Source organism: Streptomyces sp. NBC_01750 (assembly GCF_035918095.1).
GTDB lineage: Bacteria > Actinomycetota > Actinomycetes > Streptomycetales > Streptomycetaceae > Streptomyces.
Genome location: NZ_CP109137.1, coordinates 7,029,683 through 7,046,249, shown reverse-complemented (window position 1 = coordinate 7,046,249; position 16,567 = coordinate 7,029,683). Strand labels below are relative to the sequence as shown.

Annotated in this window: 15 protein-coding genes; 2 read left to right on the top strand and 13 right to left on the bottom strand. The window is 70.7% G+C overall.

The window, feature by feature from the left end; translation table 11 throughout:
- Positions 1 to 1,009: 1,009 nt before the first annotated feature.
- The gene (locus tag OG966_RS31700; RefSeq protein ID WP_326653426.1) at positions 1,010 to 2,818 is read left to right on the top strand and encodes a helix-turn-helix transcriptional regulator; all 1,809 of its coding nucleotides are present in this window, start codon (positions 1,010 to 1,012) and stop codon (positions 2,816 to 2,818) included.
- 25 nt (positions 2,819 to 2,843) lie between these two features.
- The gene (locus OG966_RS31695) at positions 2,844 to 3,269 is read left to right on the top strand and encodes an acyl-CoA thioesterase (protein WP_326653425.1); all 426 of its coding nucleotides are present in this window, start codon (positions 2,844 to 2,846) and stop codon (positions 3,267 to 3,269) included.
- Between the two features lie 58 nt (positions 3,270 to 3,327).
- On the opposite strand, the gene OG966_RS31690 is transcribed toward OG966_RS31695, so the two are convergent.
- The 13 genes from OG966_RS31690 to OG966_RS31630 form a co-directional block, all read right to left on the bottom strand.
- Positions 3,328 to 4,509: an FAD-dependent oxidoreductase gene (locus OG966_RS31690; protein WP_326653424.1), complete on the bottom strand. Its 1,182-nt coding sequence runs from the start codon at positions 4,507 to 4,509 to the stop codon at positions 3,328 to 3,330.
- 46 nt (positions 4,510 to 4,555) lie between these two features.
- Positions 4,556 to 5,617, bottom strand: coding sequence for an LLM class F420-dependent oxidoreductase (locus OG966_RS31685; protein WP_326653423.1), 1,062 nt, complete (start codon positions 5,615 to 5,617; stop codon positions 4,556 to 4,558).
- Positions 5,617 to 6,525: an alpha/beta hydrolase gene (locus OG966_RS31680; RefSeq protein ID WP_326653422.1), complete on the bottom strand. Its 909-nt coding sequence runs from the start codon at positions 6,523 to 6,525 to the stop codon at positions 5,617 to 5,619. Before OG966_RS31680 ends, OG966_RS31685 begins: the two co-directional genes overlap by 1 nt.
- Before the next feature lie 31 nt (positions 6,526 to 6,556).
- Entirely contained in the window at positions 6,557 to 7,303 is a 747-nt protein-coding gene (gene fabG / locus OG966_RS31675; protein ID WP_326653421.1) for a 3-oxoacyl-ACP reductase FabG, read from the bottom strand.
- Between the two features lie 117 nt (positions 7,304 to 7,420).
- Entirely contained in the window at positions 7,421 to 7,699 is a 279-nt protein-coding gene (locus tag OG966_RS31670; RefSeq protein WP_326653420.1) for an acyl carrier protein, read from the bottom strand.
- A gap of 104 nt (positions 7,700 to 7,803) precedes the next feature.
- Positions 7,804 to 8,601, bottom strand: coding sequence for an SDR family oxidoreductase (locus OG966_RS31665; RefSeq protein ID WP_326653418.1), 798 nt, complete (start codon positions 8,599 to 8,601; stop codon positions 7,804 to 7,806).
- Entirely contained in the window at positions 8,601 to 9,569 is a 969-nt protein-coding gene (locus OG966_RS31660; protein WP_326653417.1) for a beta-ketoacyl synthase N-terminal-like domain-containing protein, read from the bottom strand. Before OG966_RS31660 ends, OG966_RS31665 begins: the two co-directional genes overlap by 1 nt.
- On the bottom strand, positions 9,566 to 10,795 hold the full coding sequence (locus tag OG966_RS31655; RefSeq protein WP_326653416.1) for a beta-ketoacyl-[acyl-carrier-protein] synthase family protein: 1,230 nt from the start codon (positions 10,793 to 10,795) through the stop codon (positions 9,566 to 9,568). Before OG966_RS31655 ends, OG966_RS31660 begins: the two co-directional genes overlap by 4 nt.
- Entirely contained in the window at positions 10,792 to 11,766 is a 975-nt protein-coding gene (locus tag OG966_RS31650; protein ID WP_326653415.1) for a beta-ketoacyl synthase N-terminal-like domain-containing protein, read from the bottom strand. The genes OG966_RS31655 and OG966_RS31650 overlap by 4 nt, the downstream gene beginning before the upstream one ends.
- Positions 11,763 to 12,902, bottom strand: coding sequence for a beta-ketoacyl-[acyl-carrier-protein] synthase family protein (locus OG966_RS31645; protein ID WP_326653414.1), 1,140 nt, complete (start codon positions 12,900 to 12,902; stop codon positions 11,763 to 11,765). Before OG966_RS31645 ends, OG966_RS31650 begins: the two co-directional genes overlap by 4 nt.
- Positions 12,899 to 14,437 carry an AMP-binding protein gene (locus tag OG966_RS31640; protein ID WP_326653413.1) on the bottom strand — a complete coding sequence of 513 codons (1,539 nt, stop codon included), beginning with the start codon at positions 14,435 to 14,437 and terminating at the stop codon, positions 12,899 to 12,901. Before OG966_RS31640 ends, OG966_RS31645 begins: the two co-directional genes overlap by 4 nt.
- Positions 14,437 to 15,366 carry a beta-ketoacyl synthase N-terminal-like domain-containing protein gene (locus OG966_RS31635; RefSeq protein ID WP_326653412.1) on the bottom strand — a complete coding sequence of 310 codons (930 nt, stop codon included), beginning with the start codon at positions 15,364 to 15,366 and terminating at the stop codon, positions 14,437 to 14,439. The genes OG966_RS31640 and OG966_RS31635 overlap by 1 nt, the downstream gene beginning before the upstream one ends.
- The gene (locus OG966_RS31630) at positions 15,356 to 16,552 is read right to left on the bottom strand and encodes a beta-ketoacyl-[acyl-carrier-protein] synthase family protein (RefSeq protein ID WP_326653410.1); all 1,197 of its coding nucleotides are present in this window, start codon (positions 16,550 to 16,552) and stop codon (positions 15,356 to 15,358) included. Before OG966_RS31630 ends, OG966_RS31635 begins: the two co-directional genes overlap by 11 nt.
- Between the last annotated feature and the right edge of the window lie 15 nt (positions 16,553 to 16,567).

Below are 16,567 nucleotides of genomic sequence, written 5' to 3'. Positions count from 1 at the left end.
TCATGACCTCGGACACCCTCGATCACACCGTAACCGACAGTAAGTTTAATGAGATGCAAATCACACGCACACGCCGCACCGCCGATCGGCCACGAGGCTGGGGAACCTGGCAATGTGGATGCGGACATGGTGCCGTTCGCCGCTCATCCATACCCGGGAGGGTCCGTCATGTCTTGTCATTCCCCCCACAATCTTCACCCTGCTCGGCTCGGCGACATCAGCCCAAGGTTTCGAGGGATCGATGACGGAGCACATTGACAGTCTTCGGCCATTAGGCCGCAGGCGAGAGTGGGCACGAATAGCAGAATTTCTCGCCGTAGGTTCAAGTGGCTGCAGTAACGCCCTGATCCTTGAGGGGCCCGCCGGGACGGGCAAGACCCGCTTGATGCGGGAGACGGAACGGCTCGCAGCGGAACTCGGGTTCGCCACCTCGTCGTTCTCGATCTCCCCGCACGATGGATCATCGGGGAACCGCCGAATCGAGTCGTTCCTGGCCGGACTTGAGTCCGGGTCCCTCGGGGCTTCGAGACCGCGGCTTGTTCTCGTGGACAATTTCCACCACGCGAACTCCAAGGTTACAAATTCCGTCCTCTCTGCGCAGCCTCACGGGAGCCATGCTCAGGTGACTTGGCTGCTCGGGCTACGAGCACAGCACGAGAGCCGAACCGTGAGGCGGTTGTTGGGCGAGAGTGCCCGAGTGGCCAGGATCGAGTTGGGCCGGTTGTCCGACGAAGAATCCATGGAATTGGCGGCCGAGTTATTGGGCGCGGAGCCTGATGCGGACCTCATTTCCATGGTCCGGAGTGCGGGCGGGAACCCGCTGCTCATTGTCGAGCTCGTCAGAGGATTACGGGAAGAGGGAAACCTTGCACTCCTCGGTGAACAGGCCCGCCTCACTGACGTTCGGATCCCTCAGCGAATCCGAGAAGTCGCTTCACGCTGGCTGAATGAGCTCTCGGAGAAATCTCATCAGCTGATCCAAGTCGCCGCCGCAATAGGCGGATCCTTCATGATCGGTGAACTGGCCGCGATGCAGCGCGAGACAACGGCGTCCTTACTCCCCGCACTGAACGAGGCCATGGCCGCGGGGTTGCTCATCTGCCCCGGTGAGCAAGCGGTGCTCCAGCACGAACTGATCCGGCGGGCGATAGCGGAGGCATTGCCTCCGGCAGTGCGGCTCGCTCTGAACAATGACATCGACACGCTACGGAATCAGCGGCGCGCGAACGTGCCGCTCACACCCGAACTTCTGCTGTCGCAGGGCGTGACCATCGTAAAGACGCCACCCGTCCCGGCTTCCGTGCCGGCTGTCGCGCAGGGCTCTGTCTCACAGCGTCTGACCGGCCGCCTGGTACCCGCCCTGCTGCTGGCCAGGAGTGCGCGTACGGAGCCGCTGACACTGGGCTCGACCGAGGAACTGCGGACCGAACTCACCGCCATCCTGGCCGACGCGCACGCCGTCGCACCGGGGAAGGCCGACGCGGCAGCCCGCAATATCGTCTCTCTGTTTGCCGACGACGAGCGCCGCGTGTGGGGTAATGCGCGGTCGATCCTCGACTCGCGCACGGAGGCGGACGGCGACGCGGACGCCGTGACGGCCACGACAGTGATCTCCAATCTGGAGTGGTCCGCGGGCAACCTGACCGAGGGGCTGCGGTGGGGGCGGCAGGCGGTGAGTCGCATCGGCCGGTCCACACCAACGATGTGGCGTCCGTACGTACGACTTGCACTGGCCTCCAAACTGTCCGACCTCGGCCAGTTCGACGAAGCCGAACTGCTGATACGGACTGCCCGGGAGGAAGCCGAGCGGGCGGGGCTCACGGACCACGCGGCGGCGATCCTGATCACCCGTTCCCGGTTGCTCCTCCAGTCGAGCCGGCTCCAGGAGGCGCAGGACGCCGCCCAGGCCGGGCTGTCCGCCGCCGTGGAGGCGGGCAGCAGCTGGGTCATCCCCGTCGGGCAGGCGGTCCTCATCCTGGTTGCCCTGCGCCGCGGGGACCTGTCATCGGCCGCGGACTATGTGTGGCGCACCCGGGCTGTGGTGGGCGCGGACAGCACGGTGTTCCCCTCGATCCATTTCTCCTGGGGGGAGTGTCTGGTGGCCACGGCCCAGCTCGGCCCGCGGCGGACGGCCGAGCTGCTCACCACCCAGTACGCGGATCTGCTGACGCAGCGGCAACTGTTCGTCGAGGAACCGGGCGCCGCGCCATGGTTCGTCAGACTGGCTCTCGCCGCCGACGACGCGCCGCTCGCGGCGGCCGTGGTCGCCTCGGTGGAGGCGCTCGCGGCCGCCAATACCGAGCACCACTCGGTGTGTGTCTCGGCGGCGCATGCCCGGGGACTCCTGGAGAGGGACGCCGCCGCGTTGCGCCGAGCCTCCAGGGAGCATCTCAGCCCCTGCTCCGGAGCGTTGGCGGAAGAGGATCTCGGTGTGCTGTTCTCCGCGGACGAGGGCAGGAACGGGGCGCTGGCTCAGGGCTGTCTGCAGGCAGCCCTGCACAGGTTCGAGCAGATCGGGGCGAAGGCGGACGCGGACCGGGTGCGTGACCTGCTGAGGGACAACAGTCTCCCGGCAGCTCCGATTCCGGCACCGGCTCCGGCCCGCCCGCCCGTGGACACGCCTGCCGGGTGGGATGCCCTCACCGAGGCCGAGCGGGCCATCGCCCGTCTGGTCGGCGACGGTCTGACGAATCGCCAGATCGCCCGGCGGGTAAGCCTGTCCCCGCACACCGTGAACTATCACCTGCGAGTGATATTCCGGAAGCTCGACATCAATTCGCGGGTGGAAGTGGCCCGTTACCTTGCACAAGGCGCTTGAAGGGCGCCGTTCTGAAGGGATTTTCATGGCAGACCTGTTTACTGTGCGAGTTACCGTCCGCGGTTACGAGACGGATGCCCAGGGCCACCTCAATGGAAATGTGTATCTGCAGCATGCGGAGCACGCGCGCTGGGAGTTGCTGCGGGCCGCCGGCATCGAGCAGAACGCACTGCTGGCGAAGGGCGTCGGCCCGATCAATCTGGAGAGCACGATCAGGTACCACCGCGAGGTGGTCGCGGGTGATGACGTCGACATCACCTGCGCCTTCATCTTCGGGGAGGGCAAGTCGTTCCGGGTGGAGCAGACCTTCCACCGTACGGACGACAACACCCTCGTGGCCGAGGTCTTCAACGTCGGCGGTCTGCTCGACCTGAAGGCACGCAAGCTGGTCGCCGACCCGCGCGAGTACTTCCGCGCCGTGGCCTCGGACCCTGGCGTGTTCGGCCTCTGACACGGATCCACCGGGCCGCGACAGCGGCCCGGTGGAGGTCCCGTGGTGAAGCAGCCGGTCAGGCCCGCGCCCGTTCTCGCCACTCCGGCGTGATCAGTTCACTGGACGGGCACGCTCCGGAGACGGTGGAGAAGAAACGCTCGATCATCACCGGATCGTCCGCGATGGCGCGCATCAGCGCCAGACGGCGATTCGGCCGGAGCTCGGCCACCGCCAGGGTGTCCCGGTAGCCGTCCATGACCAACTCGTCGCGGTCGATGGCGTATCGGCGCAGCGCGGCGTCCAGCCGGGGCCGGTCCTGCAGGCCGTCCGCAACACAGCCCGTCAGGGCCGTCGCCTGCCGGAAGGCGTCGGTGATGCCCTTGCCCGTGATCGAGTCCTTGTGGTGGCCCGCGTCGCCCACGAGCGCCCAGCCGGGGCCCGATGCCTGCCGGAAGAAATTCCGCTGGTCACCGGTTCCGTAGAGCCGGTCCTCCTGGGTGGCGGCTGCCAGCCGTTCGTCCAGACCGGGCGCGGCGGCGGCCACATTGCCGAGGAACGCGCGCCGGACATCCGCCCGTACGGTGTCGAACTCGGACTGCGGGAAGTACGTTCCCACGAGCGTCAGCCCGTCGTTGGTGGGCACGAAACCCGCCCACCGTCCGGTCGACTGGTACACCTCGAAGCCGGTCGGCAGGCCCGACCAGAAGCTGTAGTAGACACACGTCATCAGGGGGTCTTCACAGACGACGGGCGCACCGGCCAGCGCCGCCACCTTGGACCGCATGCCGTCCGCACCGACCACCAGCCGGGCGCGTTCCTCGGACCGTCCGGCCGCGGTCCGGATGCCGACCCCGACCACCCGGTCCCCCTCGAAGAGGAGGTCGTCCACCGTGCACTGCTCCCGGAACTCCGCGCCGGCCGCGACAGCCGCGTCGGCGAGGATCCGGTCCAGCAGATAGCGGCGGGGCGCGTAGGCGGCGCTGATTCCGTCGACGGGCCACGAGCACCCCTCCAGCCGGACGTCCGCCACCTGGTGGCGGGCCTTTTCCATCGGCGGACAGCCGGTGGCCGTGACCGCGTCGAGGATGCCCCACCGCTGGAGCAGGGCCACACCGGGCTGATGGATGTAGAGGGTGGACATGGTGTCGCGGGGGTAGCGGGCCTTGTCCACCATCAGGACGCGGTAGCCGGCCCGGGCGAAGAGCATGGCCGTCGGGGCCCCGGCGCAGCGTGCGCCCACCACTATGACGTCGTACACGAGGGGAGTCCTTTCCCGGACGGTGCGTGGTGCGGAAGGCCGGGTATCACCCGCCGGCCCCCGACTTCTCGAATGCCTCGGTGATCGCCCGCAGACTGCGCACCCCGTCGGGCGTGTTCTCGGGGAAGATCATGGCGGACAGGGTCGTCACGCCCGCTTCGGCGTAGGCGCGCAGGCCGTCGGCGATCCGGTCGACCGGGCCCAGCAGAGCGGTGCGTTCCAGGAACTCCTGGGGTACGGCCGCCGCCGCCTCGCGTGGTTTGCCGGCCAGGTACAGCTCCTGTACACGGCGTGCGGCATCCGCGTAACCGAGGCGGACCGCAAGGCTGTTGTAGAAGTTCTGCCCGCGTGACCCCATGCCGCCGAGGTAGTGGGTGGTGTACATCCGGACCCGGTCGGCGCACTCCGCGAGGTCGTCGCCCACCACGACGGGCACCGTCGCGACGACGTCGAACCCGGTGAGGTCCTTGCCGCGCTTCTCCCGTCCGGCGCGCAGATTCGCCAGGTGCAGGGCACCGGACTCCGGCTGGAAGAACACCGAGAGCCAGCCGTCCGCGATCTCCCCGGCGAGTGTCGTATTGCGTGGCCCCACAGCGGCCAGATACACCGGGACGTCCTTGCGGAGCGGGCGGGTCCCGAGGCGCAGCGCCTTGCCGGGCCCGTCCGGCAGAGGCAGTCGGTGGTACTCGCCGTCGTACGCGACGTCCTCCCGGCGCAGCGCGAGGCGCACCACGTCGATGTACTCGCGGGTGCGTGCCAGCGGCCGGTCGAACCGGGCGCCGTGCCACCCTTCCGAGACCTGTGGCCCGGAGACGCCGAGACCGAGCCGGAAACGACCGCCGGAAATGATGTCGAGGGTCGCTGCGGTCATCGCCGTCATGGTGGGGGTGCGGGCCGGGATCTGCATCACCGCGGTGCCGAGGTCGATCCTGCTGGTGTGCGCGGCGAGCCAGCCGAGCAGGGACACCGCGTCGGAGCTGAACACCTCGGCCGTCCACGCCACGGAGAAGCCGAGTTGCTCGGCCTCCTGGACGTAGAGCGCCGAGGCTTTGGGGTCGGGCCCCGCGCCCAGGTTTCCCAAGTAGCGCAGGTTCAGGCCCAGTCGCATCAGCGCACCGCTTTCGTCGGGTCGAGGCAACGCTCGAGGAATTCGAGGACGGTCGACGTGTACTGGTCCTTGTCGGTCCACATCGCGCGCAGGTGTTTCGCACCGGGAACGACCAGGGTCTCGGCGCGCGGGTACGGGCGCGCCAGGCGCAGGATCTCGTCGGCAGGTACGACGGAGTCCGCGCCGCCGGCGATGAACAGCATCGGGGTGGTGGCGTAGGCCGGCCGGTCCGGCGTCGGAGGCCAGTCGCCCGAGGCGCCCATCGTGATGTGATTGAGCATGCGGAACACGTACTCCACCACGGGCCGGGCAGGGGCTTCCCGCATGACGGCGGGGACGGGCAGCAGCCCTGAGCGCAGCAGGTTCGGGGAGATCGCGGGCGGATCGCAGGCGGGGCCGCTGTCGCACACCACGGCGTGGACCGCGCCGTGCAACGCGGCGAGCGCGCGCAGCATCGCGAACGAGGACAGCGAGAATCCGTAGAGGGCCAGGCGGGCTTCGGCGAATTCCGGCATGGCCCGGAGGTGGGTGGCCGCCGCGACGGCGTCCTCGGCGAAGCGCCGGTCGAATCCCGCGAAACCGCGGTCCTGGGAGCTGTCACCGTGATTGCGGAAGTCGAAGAGCAGCACCGTGTATCCGCCCCGGTGAAGGAAGCGGGCGTACGGCAGACTGCGGGACTTCTCCAGCCCGAGGCCGTGACCGAGAAGCACCACCCGGCCCGGGTCCCCCCGGCACAGCCAGGCGCTGAGGCGGGTGCGGCCGGGGGCGGCGATGGTCAACTCCTCGGTCTGGAGACCGAATTGGTCCGGTCTCCGTCGTTGCGCGGTACGGGGTGGATGGAAAGCGGAGTACGCCGCACGGGTCGCGACCAGGGGCGCGGCGCACACCGCCATCAGCTGCTTGCTCACGGGATCTCCTCGAAGCGGGCCGGCGCGGGGCTCAGACGACCAGCCCGCCGTCCACGCCGAGCACTTGGCCGCTGATGTAGCCCGCACGCGGGGAGACCAGGAAGGACACCAGGTCGGCGACGTCGTCCGGGGAACCGAAGCGGGCCAGCGGGATCTTCCCCAGGATGCTCTCCCTGGCCTCGCCGGACAGCGCCGCGGTCATGTCCGTCTCGATGAGTCCGGGCGCGACCGAGTTGACGCGAATCCCGTACTTGCCGCACTCCTTCGCGAGCGCCCGGGTGAAGCCGATGATGCCCGCCTTGGACGCCGAGTAGTTGGACTGGGTGGCGTTGCCGTGGACCCCGGCGACCGAGGACAGGGTGGTGATCGTCCCGGTGCGCCGCTTCATCAGGGAGAAGACCGCAGCCCGGCAGATGTTGTACGTACCGTCGAGGTTGGTGGCGATGACGTCCCGCCACTGCTCGTCTCGCATCAGCACGAGCGGATTGTCACGGGTGACGCCCGCGGAGGTGACGACGGCGTCCAGGGGCCCGAGTTCGGATTCCATGAGCTCCACGAAGGCGCGGGCCGCGGCGGGGTCCGAGACGTCGACCCGGCGGGCGGCCACACGTGCTCCGAGTTCGGTGGCTTCCTTCACCACCTGGTCGGCGGCCTCCGCGTCGGAGCGGTAGCAGAACGCCACGTCGTAGCCGTCCCGGGCGAGCCGGATCACCACGGCCCGCCCGATGCCCCGGGAGCCGCCGGAGACGAGGGCGACAGGACGATGACTGTCTGACATGTCAGTGCCTTTCGGTTGGCTGGGTGGGAGAGGGACGGGGGCCGGGGGGCGGCTCCGGGGCGTGGGCCCGGTGTGGTGCGAAGTGCCGGGCCCACCGCCCGTGAGGAGGCCCGTCGCTCAGGCGGCGTGGGCCTGTTCCTTGAGCTTGGATTCGACGAGTCCGTGGACCTGGAGCACGTTGGTGAGCTCCTTGAAGTCGGACTCGGCGACCTTGATGCCGTATCGCTTCTCCAGATTCACGACGATCTCGAGAGCCATCAGCGAGTCCACCTGGAGGTCGTTCACGAAGTGCGCCTCGTCCGTGACTTCTTCCGTGGGGAGTTCGAGGGCGTCGGCGACGATCGTGCGCAGCTCGTCGAGGTCGAGGCCGGCGGTGGACGTGGTGTTCTCGGACATGGGTGTGGTTCCCTTCGCGGAGATGTGCAGGTGCGCTTCCGCCCCGGCCGGGACGGCGGTTGTGCGGTGAGCGGTCATGCGGTGAGCAGTCGTGTGCTGAGCAGTCATGCGGTGAGCAGTTCGCCGCCGTCGACGCCGATCACGTTGCCCGTGAGCCAGGACGAATCGCTCATCGACAGCAGGACGATCGCCTCTGCGACGTCCTCCGGCTCGGTGAGCCGCCCGTGGGGATTGCGCGCACGGCACAGTTCGGCGTACTCGGCGCTGTTCGGGATCTTGTCGAGGGCGGGCGTCAGGGTGGTGCCGGCCCGGAGCGCGTTGACCGCCACACCGCGCGGGGCCAGTTCGGCGGCGAGCTGGCGCAGATGAGCCTCCAGCGTGGCCTTGGCCGCGGAGACCGCTCCGTAGCTGTCCAGGACCTGGGTGCTGCCCGCACTGGTCATGCCGTAGATCTTCGCTCCACGGGGCAGAAGTCCTGCCGCGAGAAGGTCCTGGACCCAGTACACGAGGCTGTGGGCCATGACGTCGACAGTCATCGCCATCTGCCTGGAAGTGATCACCTCCGGCTTCTCGGGGGTGGGCACGAAGGGCAGCAGTGAGCCGAAGGCGAGCGAGTGCAGGACGATCCGCACCCCTTGGGCGCCCGTCAGCTCGGCGGCTTGGGTAATCACCTCGGAACGGGTGGAGGCGCTGGCCGCGTTGAGGTTGAAGAAGTGGGCGGACACCCCGAGGTCGCGCAGTTCGCCGGCGAACTTCGCCGCGGCCTCGGCTCCGTCGGAGGTGTCGAAGTGGACTCCGATGATGTTTCCGCCGCGGGCCGCGAGCGCGCGTGCTGTCGCCCGTCCGAAGCCACTGGACACGCCGAGGACGAGGGACCAGGACCCCTGGATCTCAGTAATCATTACCGACTCCCGTGCAGCTGAGGGTGGTTGTCAGGGAAATTTGTCAGTCGCAGGAACGCCACGTTGCCCTCGGCTGCGGCGGTGACGACGACGCGGTCGGGACCGCTCCCGGCACCGAGCAGCGCGGCCACATGGCGCATCGGCGACAGACAGCCGGGGCCGGCCGGGGAGACGGAGACCTCGGCCGCCTTGCCGTCCACCCAGTCGAGGACGGCCCGGCCCGTGGGCGAGTCGTCGAGAACCGCGTGCACATGGCGCGGCCGCGGCCCGTCGGCGGTCAGTGCCGCCCAGGTTTCGTCGAGCGCGACGGCGGGCGCGACGCCGGGTGCGAGGAAGGCGTTACGCATACGACAGGTGCCGTAGGCCGCGGGGTTGGGCGCGCCCGTGGCCCGGGCGCAGACCAGGGCGACGGCACCGATGTCACTGCCTTCGGCGCCCGGCTCGCTGTCCGGCAGTGTTTCCTCGGTCGCGCCGACGATGACGAGGTCCGCCCGGCCGCAGGCCAGCGCGCGAGCGCCGGCCTGGACCGCGTCGAAACCCGCGGTCCGCGGCGAGTTCGTCGTGAGGGTGAATCCGTGGATCGTGTGTTCGACCGCGAGCCGGGACGCGAACAGACTCATCGCGAAATAGGGCGCGGTGATCGGACTGATCCCGTCCGCGTCCAGGTCGAGGATGGTGCGGTCCTGCTCGTCCATCAGCGCCATACCGGCGTTGTTGGTGCCGACGACGACACCGAGCCGTTCGGCCGGGGTCGAGGCCGGTGCCGCGCCCGCGTCGTCCAGGGCGTTCCCGGCGGCAGCGAGCAAGTACTGGCAGGCGGCGGGCAGTCGCCTGTATCCGCGACCGGGCAGGGCAGCCGTGACATCGAACCAGCCGGGTGCGGGCGCGGCGGACACCGCCAGGGCGTCGGCCGGCTTGTCCGCACCGGGCAGTACGACACCGAGTCCGAGCACATCGAGACCGGTCATGCGGCTCCCTCCGCCCCGGCGAGCACGACGGACACGTTGTTCCCGCCGAACGCGTAGGAGTTGACCAGAACCGCACGCCCCGACAGGGGTACGGACTCCTTCTGCGGGAGCCATACGGGGCACTCGGGGTCCTGCTCGTCCAGCGGCGCGTTCGCCGGGACCGTGCGGTGGTGCAGAAGCAGCGCGGCGGTCAGACAGCCGAAGGCGCCGGCGACCCCGGCGGTGTGCCCGATCATGGCTTTGAGGCTGAACAGCGGAAGTCGGGGACTCCGGTCCCCGAACACCTCGTTCAGCACCCGGCTCTCGACGACGTCGTTCAGCGGCGTACCCGTGCCGTGCGGGACGACCGCGCCGATGTCCGAGCCGGTCAGGCCGGCTTCCGTGAGCGCCTGGCGAATGCTCCGGGACGCCTGTGTGCCCCTGGGGTCGGGCGCCGTCGGATGGTGCGCGTCGCAGCTCCACGCGGCGCCCGCCAGTTCCGCGTACGGGGTGGCTCCGCGGCGTGCGGCGCTCTCCGCCGATTCGAGGACCAGCATGGCGGCGCCGTCGCCGAAGACGGTGCCCTGTCGGTGCAGGTCGAAGGGGCGGCAGCGGTCGGAGTCGAGAGCGCCCAGACGGTTGAAGACACCCATGCCCACCCGGGTGGGGCCTTCCGCGCCGCCGGTGAGGACGATGTCGGCCTCCCCGCTGCGGATCATGTCGGCGGCGAGCGCGGCGGCGTAACCGCTGGCGGCGCACGCGTTGCCCACGCTGACGTTGCCTCCCGTGGCGCCGAGCGCCGCGCCGACCGCCGCCGAGGTGACCGTCATCGGCGACCAGGCCGTGTCGCCGCCGACGGGCGCGGCGCCGCCGGGCCCGTCGGCCCGGCGGCCTTCGTGCATCCCCGCGTTACCCATCTCCACGCCCATGACAACGGGGAGCCCGGCCCGCGTACGGGCATCGAGCCCGGCATCGGCGACCGCCTCGCGGGCCGCGGCCACCGCCATCCGGGGGCCCGCTGCCAGGGGCACATGGGCCAACCGGGCAGGCTCCGTGGGCACATCGGCCTGCGGCACCAGGTACATCCGCCTGTTGCGCATGCGGGCGGCCGGGTCGGCCATGGGTTCGGGGCGGCTCCCGCCGGCGGCCAGCCCGCGCCAGAAGGCCGGGACCCCCGCGCCCAGACAGGAGATCGCGCCCAGGCCGGTGACGACGACCCGGCGCCCTGCGCCGTGTCCTGCGGTCATGACGCCTCACCGGTGGCAGTGAGCAGCAGGGCGGTGGCCGCATCGTCGTCGGGGCCGCCGCTGGTCGACAGGACCGAGCCGGCCCCGCCCCCGGCGAGGTACGCGACCCCCGCCGCGCACTGCAGCACGCCCAGGGCCCCCGAGCAGTGGCCGAGCCGGGCCGCGAGATCCACCGTCGGTACCGCGCCGATGTCCGCGGCCCCGGCCAGTGCGGGGACCGACGTGCCCTGGGCGGTGAGCCACAGCCCGACGGGCCCGGCGTGCGCTTTCAGGGCCACGTCCACCGCGGCCGACAGGCCGGACTCCCGTACGACTTCCGTGAGCACGGCACGCGGGCGGGCGCCGCGGGCCCCGGCATGCTCGGCCGACTCGACGACGAGCGCCGCCGCGCCGTCCAGCATCGGCCGGTCCGAGCCGTCCGCGAGAAGGCGGGCGGCCGGCTCGGTGTCCGGCTCCACACCGATCACGACGACGACGTCGGCGCGCCGGACCGCGATCAGGTTCCGGGCCCAGTACAGGGCGTCGGTTCCGCTCGTCCCGCCGTTGCACACGGTGATGTTCGGTCCGCGCATCCCATAACGAATGGCGACCCAGCCGGCGATCACATTGCTGGATGTGTGCGGAAGGCCCAGCGGGCTCAGCCCGGTGACGGTGTGTTCGGCGATGGTGTCCGCGAAGTCGCAGACACTGTCCAGGTTTCCGAAATTGGTGCTGACCACGACGGCCGTGGACGGCGCGGGTCCGTGGTAGACGCTGTCGTCCGCCAGCAGGCCCGCATCGCGCAGCGCCGGTTCGACCGACCGGAGCGCAAGCCGCGAGGCGCGGTCCTTGTGCCGCATCTCCCGGCCCTTGAGCCCGGTGGCAGGCTCGAAGCCGCCACCCGCCGAAGGCGGCCGCAGAAGATCCTCGGCCCCGTCGAGGCCCGGGACGGCGAGCCCCACACCCGTGATCACGGCGGTTGCAGGTGTCATGACGCCCCCTTCTCCAGGATGGCCACTGCGTTGATCCCACCGAATCCGAAGGCGTTCACCTGCGCGGTTGCCAGGTCGGCGGTGGCCGCCCGGTCGCGTACCAGACGCAGCCCGGCCGCCTCCTCGATCGGGTCGTCGAGTCCGAGCACCGGCGGTACGACGCCCCGGTGGAGCGAGAGCGCGGCCATGATGAGACTGAGCAGACCGGAACCGCCGAGGGTGTGTCCGGTCATCGACTTGATCGCCGTCAGCAGTGGATCGGCGCCCGTGCCGGCGAACACGTCCGACAGTGCGGTCGCCTCGGCGGCGTCGTTGAGCTGGGTGCCGCTACCGTGCAGCATCACCAGATCGATGTCGGCGGCCTTCACGTCCGCCCGCCGGTACGCATCGTGAACGGCCGTCGCGATGGTCCTGGGGTCGGGCGCGGTGGGATGGCTCGCGTCGCAGTTCATGCTCACCCCGCGAAGGACGGCGTGAACTCCGCCCGGCCGGGCTCCCGTTCGCTGCACGACGACGGCGACGGCTCCCTCGCCCATGAGCATCCCGTTGCGTGCCCGGTCGAACGGGCGCAGCGCCCGGGGCGTCTCGTTCTGTACCCGGTCGAGCACGCCGTAGGCGCTCTCGGTGATCGAGTCCGTGCCCGCCACCACGACGGCGTCGGCGAGGCCCAGTTCGATCATGTCGGTGGCCATGCCGAGCGCGTACAGCGCGGCGGCGCAGGCGTTGGCGAAGGTGTAGGTCTGCGACGAGCCGAAGCGCTCCCGCAGCGCTGTGCCGAAGTGCAGGTCGGACGGAGCGAGCGGCATCTTGTGCCGCCACCACAGCTCGGCCGAGCGCTGCTCGCGCAAGGTGGTGCCGACGAGTACGGGGCAGGAGCCCGGGTCCTCGTCGAGCCCGGCGTCGGCCAGGGCCTGCGCCACCGCGGTCTTGAGCCAGCGGGTGGCCCGCAACGGCTGGTCGTGCCCGGGTCCGGTACGGTCGTCGATCTCGTACGCGTGCTGCGCACGGTACTTGCCGAGATCGAACGCGCGCAGCCGGGCCAGGCCACTCCGCCCCGCGCACAGCGAGTCGAAGATCTCGTACGGGTCATTGCCGATGCCCGCGACGGCACCGATACCCGTGATGTCCCAGCTCATCGGCGACCCGCCGACTCACGCAGCTCGTGCCGGGCCAGCTTGCCGGTGGAGGTGACCGGCAGGACGTCGATCACTTCGATCCGGGAGGGGCGTTTGAACGGGGCGAGGCGTTTGCGGATCGACAGCAGGATCGCCTTGCGCACAGCGGCGTGGTCCGCCCCGGCCACCGGTACGGCGTAGACGACGGCCTGTTCGAGACCGTGCTCGTCGGCGCTCGCGACCACCGCGCACTCCGCGACCTGGTCGGTCTCGCGGACCACGGTCTCGATCTCGCCCGGAGCGACCTTGTACCCGCCCAGGTTCAGTACGTCGTCGGCGCGGCACAGGTGCCAGATTTCTCCCTCCTCCGTACGCCGGACGATGTCACTGGTGTAAGCGCCTCCCTCGGCGAAGGTCCGGCGCGTCGCCTCGACCCGGTTGAGATAGCCGAGCGCCACCGAGGGGCCCGCGATGTGCAGCCGCCCCTCGGTCCCGTCGGGGACCGTAAGCCCGTCGTCGTCCCGCACCGTCACCTCGATGCCCGGGACCGCGCGGCCGGTCGCGCCCGGCGTGATCTGCGAAGGCGGGGTCGCGACGACGATGTGCAGCGCCTCGGTGGCCCCCAGCCCGTTGACCAGTGGCACGCCGAAAGTGCTCCGGATCCGCTCGCCGAGCTGCGCGGGGCAGTGCTCGCCCGCGGTGACGGCGAGTCGTACGGAAGCGAACCCCTCGGGTCCGTGGCTGTCCGCGAGCGCCAGCAGCGCGGCGTACATACGGGGCACCGAGAAGAACACGGTCGGGCGGTGTCGGCGCAGGCTGCTGGAGACCACATGGGCGTCCACGGAGCCGCGCAGCAGTATGGTGCGCGCACCGGCGGCCAGTGGAAGAAGCACCGAGTTCCCGAAGCCGTAGCCGAAGGACAGCTTGGCGGTGGACAGGACGACGTCGTCCTGGCGCAGCCGCAGCGTGCTTCCGATTCCGGAGAGGACCGCCTCGATGCCCGTCGCGGCGTGCAGGACGCCCTTGGGTGCCCCGGTGCTCCCGGAGGTGTACTGCACCAGTGCCGGACGGCCCGCTGGCCACTGCACGGGCTCCGGGGACGGCTCCGGGGACGGCTCCGGGTCCGGCTCCGGGGACCCGCCGGCCGTGAACACGGCCCTGCCCTGGTCCCCCGTTGTGAAGGGCAGGGAGGCGAACTCCTCTTCCAGCGTGCGCTGTTTCGCTGCCGGGGCGTCGAAGTGGGCGAATCCGGCTTCGCTGTCCGCGGCCATGAAGCGGATCTCGGCGTCGGAGAGTACGGGGCTCACCGGTACCGGCACGCACCCGTGCCACCAGAGCCCGAGGATGGCGGCCACGGTGGCGACCGAGTCGTCGGCCACCACCAGACCGCGGGTGCCCGGCGGGACCCCCAGTTTCCGGAGCGTACCGGCGTAGGCGCGCGCCGCGTCGTGCAGTCGGGCGTGGGTGACCTCACCGACGTCGGGGTCCACGTAGCAGACCCGTTCTCCTCCACCGGCCTCGATGTGCCTGCCCAGCAGTCGTTCGACCAGATCCATTACCGACCTCCCCTTCGCGATGTCACTTCGATGGCGACGGCATTGCCCGCGCCGATGGCCAGCACGAGAATGTGCGGATTTCTTTTCTGGAGGCGACGGGTGGACATGGCGACCGCGGCGGCCACCGCGGCGAAACCGCCGGCGGCGCCGAGATCCCCCCAGCGCGCTTCCACATCCAGACAGGGGGCGGCGCACAGCTGCGACACCACGCCCGCCGGGATGTGGGATCCGGCAGCCGCGGAGAGGACCACCCGCCGTGGCCTGCCGCCCATGCGTTCCAGGCAGCCCCTGATGAAGGAGGCCGGGCCGTCGTCCCGCGCCGCGGCGCCGGGGCCGACACGGGCCCGCTCCAGCAGCCGGACGTCCGTGCCACCGCCGGTCCCGGGGTGCTTCTCCAGGACGACGCACGCGGCGCCTTCCGACCGTGGCCGGGCCGCGCCGGGACGTACCGCCGGCCAGGCGGCGGATCCGCCGACCAACACCCGTGCACACTGGCCCTGTTCGATCATGCGGGCGGCTTCGACGACCGCGTGCGCGCCTGTGTCCTGTGCCCCGGTGAGGTTCAGATAGGGACCGTCGAAGCCGAAGCGCACGGAGACCGCAGTCACCGGTCCGGTGTACGCCGACCGCGCCGCGCGGCGCGGTGACACCCGCCCGGGCCCCAGCGCGGGGATGTCGGCGCAGGTCTGCGCGTATTCCTGGAGGCCCGCTGTGGAGCTCGCCCATACCGTGCCGGTCCGTAAGCTCCTGGCCGGGCCGAGGCCACAGACCGCGGTGGTGGCTGCGGCGAGGGCGTGTGCGGTCTCGTCCTCACCGGCCCGTATGCCTTCGGGGGTACGGGAGTCGACCAGGCCGACCGGTTGTGGTGACCCGGCCGCTGTCAGCCGTACGCCGAGTCCGGTGACTCTCACACCGGCGCTATGCGTCATCGTCGGCCTCCGCGCTTCCCAGCATGAGCGCGGACACTCCGCCGCCGAGGCCGAAGGTCAGGCTCGCCACCGTCGTGACGTGAGCCGCGCGCCCCCGCGGTGGGACGAGGTCGATGCCGGAGCACGCGGGGTCCGGCCGCCGCAGTGTGGCGTTGCCCGGGATCCTCCCGGCGCGCAGTGCCTTCACGGCCACGACCGCCTCCAACGCGGCGGCTGCGCCCTGGGGGTGGCCGAGTGCCCCTTTGAGCGACGACACGACGGGCCGGCGCGGCACGGTGCCCAGAGCGGCGGTGATCGCCCGCGCCTCGATGCCGTCGCCGACGGGTGTCCCGGTCCCGTGCGCGCATACCCAGTCCACCTGCTCCGCCGTGCGCCAGGCCTGCTTCAGGCACGTGGTCAGTACCTCGACGACGGCATCGCCGGTGGGCCGGGGCCGCGTCAGGTGGTACGCGTCCGCGGCGGACGCGTGGCCGAGCAGCCGTGCCCGGGCCCGGCCGCCGCGGGCGGCGCAGTGCTCCGCGCTTTCCAGAACCAGTACACCGGCCCCTTCGGAGGGCAGCATCCCCCGGCGGTCGGCGTCGAAAGGGCGGGCCACATCCGGAGCGAGCGCCCGCAGGCTCGTGAACATGGCCAGGACCTCCTGCGAAAGCTCCTCCGCCCCGCCGCAGACGGCCACTTCGACCTCACCGGCGGCTATTGCGGCGGCCCCGCGGGAGATCGCGTCCCCGCCCACGGAGCAGCCCGAGGCGAGAAGGACCACGGGGCCGTCCACGTCAACGACCGCGGGTATGAGGTCGAGAAGGCGCTCCGGCTCGGCCCACTCCGTACCGGTGAGCGTCAACGACGTTTCCGTGAGCCCGTGTTCGAGTACCGGGCGCGTTCCCATGACGGTGCCGGTGAAGACACCGGTGCGGCCGGAGACCCGGCCGGGCACCAGGGCGGCGCTGCGGACCGCCTCGGCCGTGGCGACGGCGAGATAGCGGGCCGCGCGTGAGGGGTGCGGCGGCACGGCGGCATCGAGTTCCGGCAAACAGGACGACGGGACTTCGCCCGCTGTACGCGCCGCGTAGCCGGAGGCGTCGAACCGGGTCACCGGGCCCGTCGCCACACGGCCGCCGGACACCGCTTCCCACAGTGCCGTAGTTCCGACACCTGCCGGCGAGACGGCGCCGATGCCTGTGACCACGAGCCCTCCGTGGCC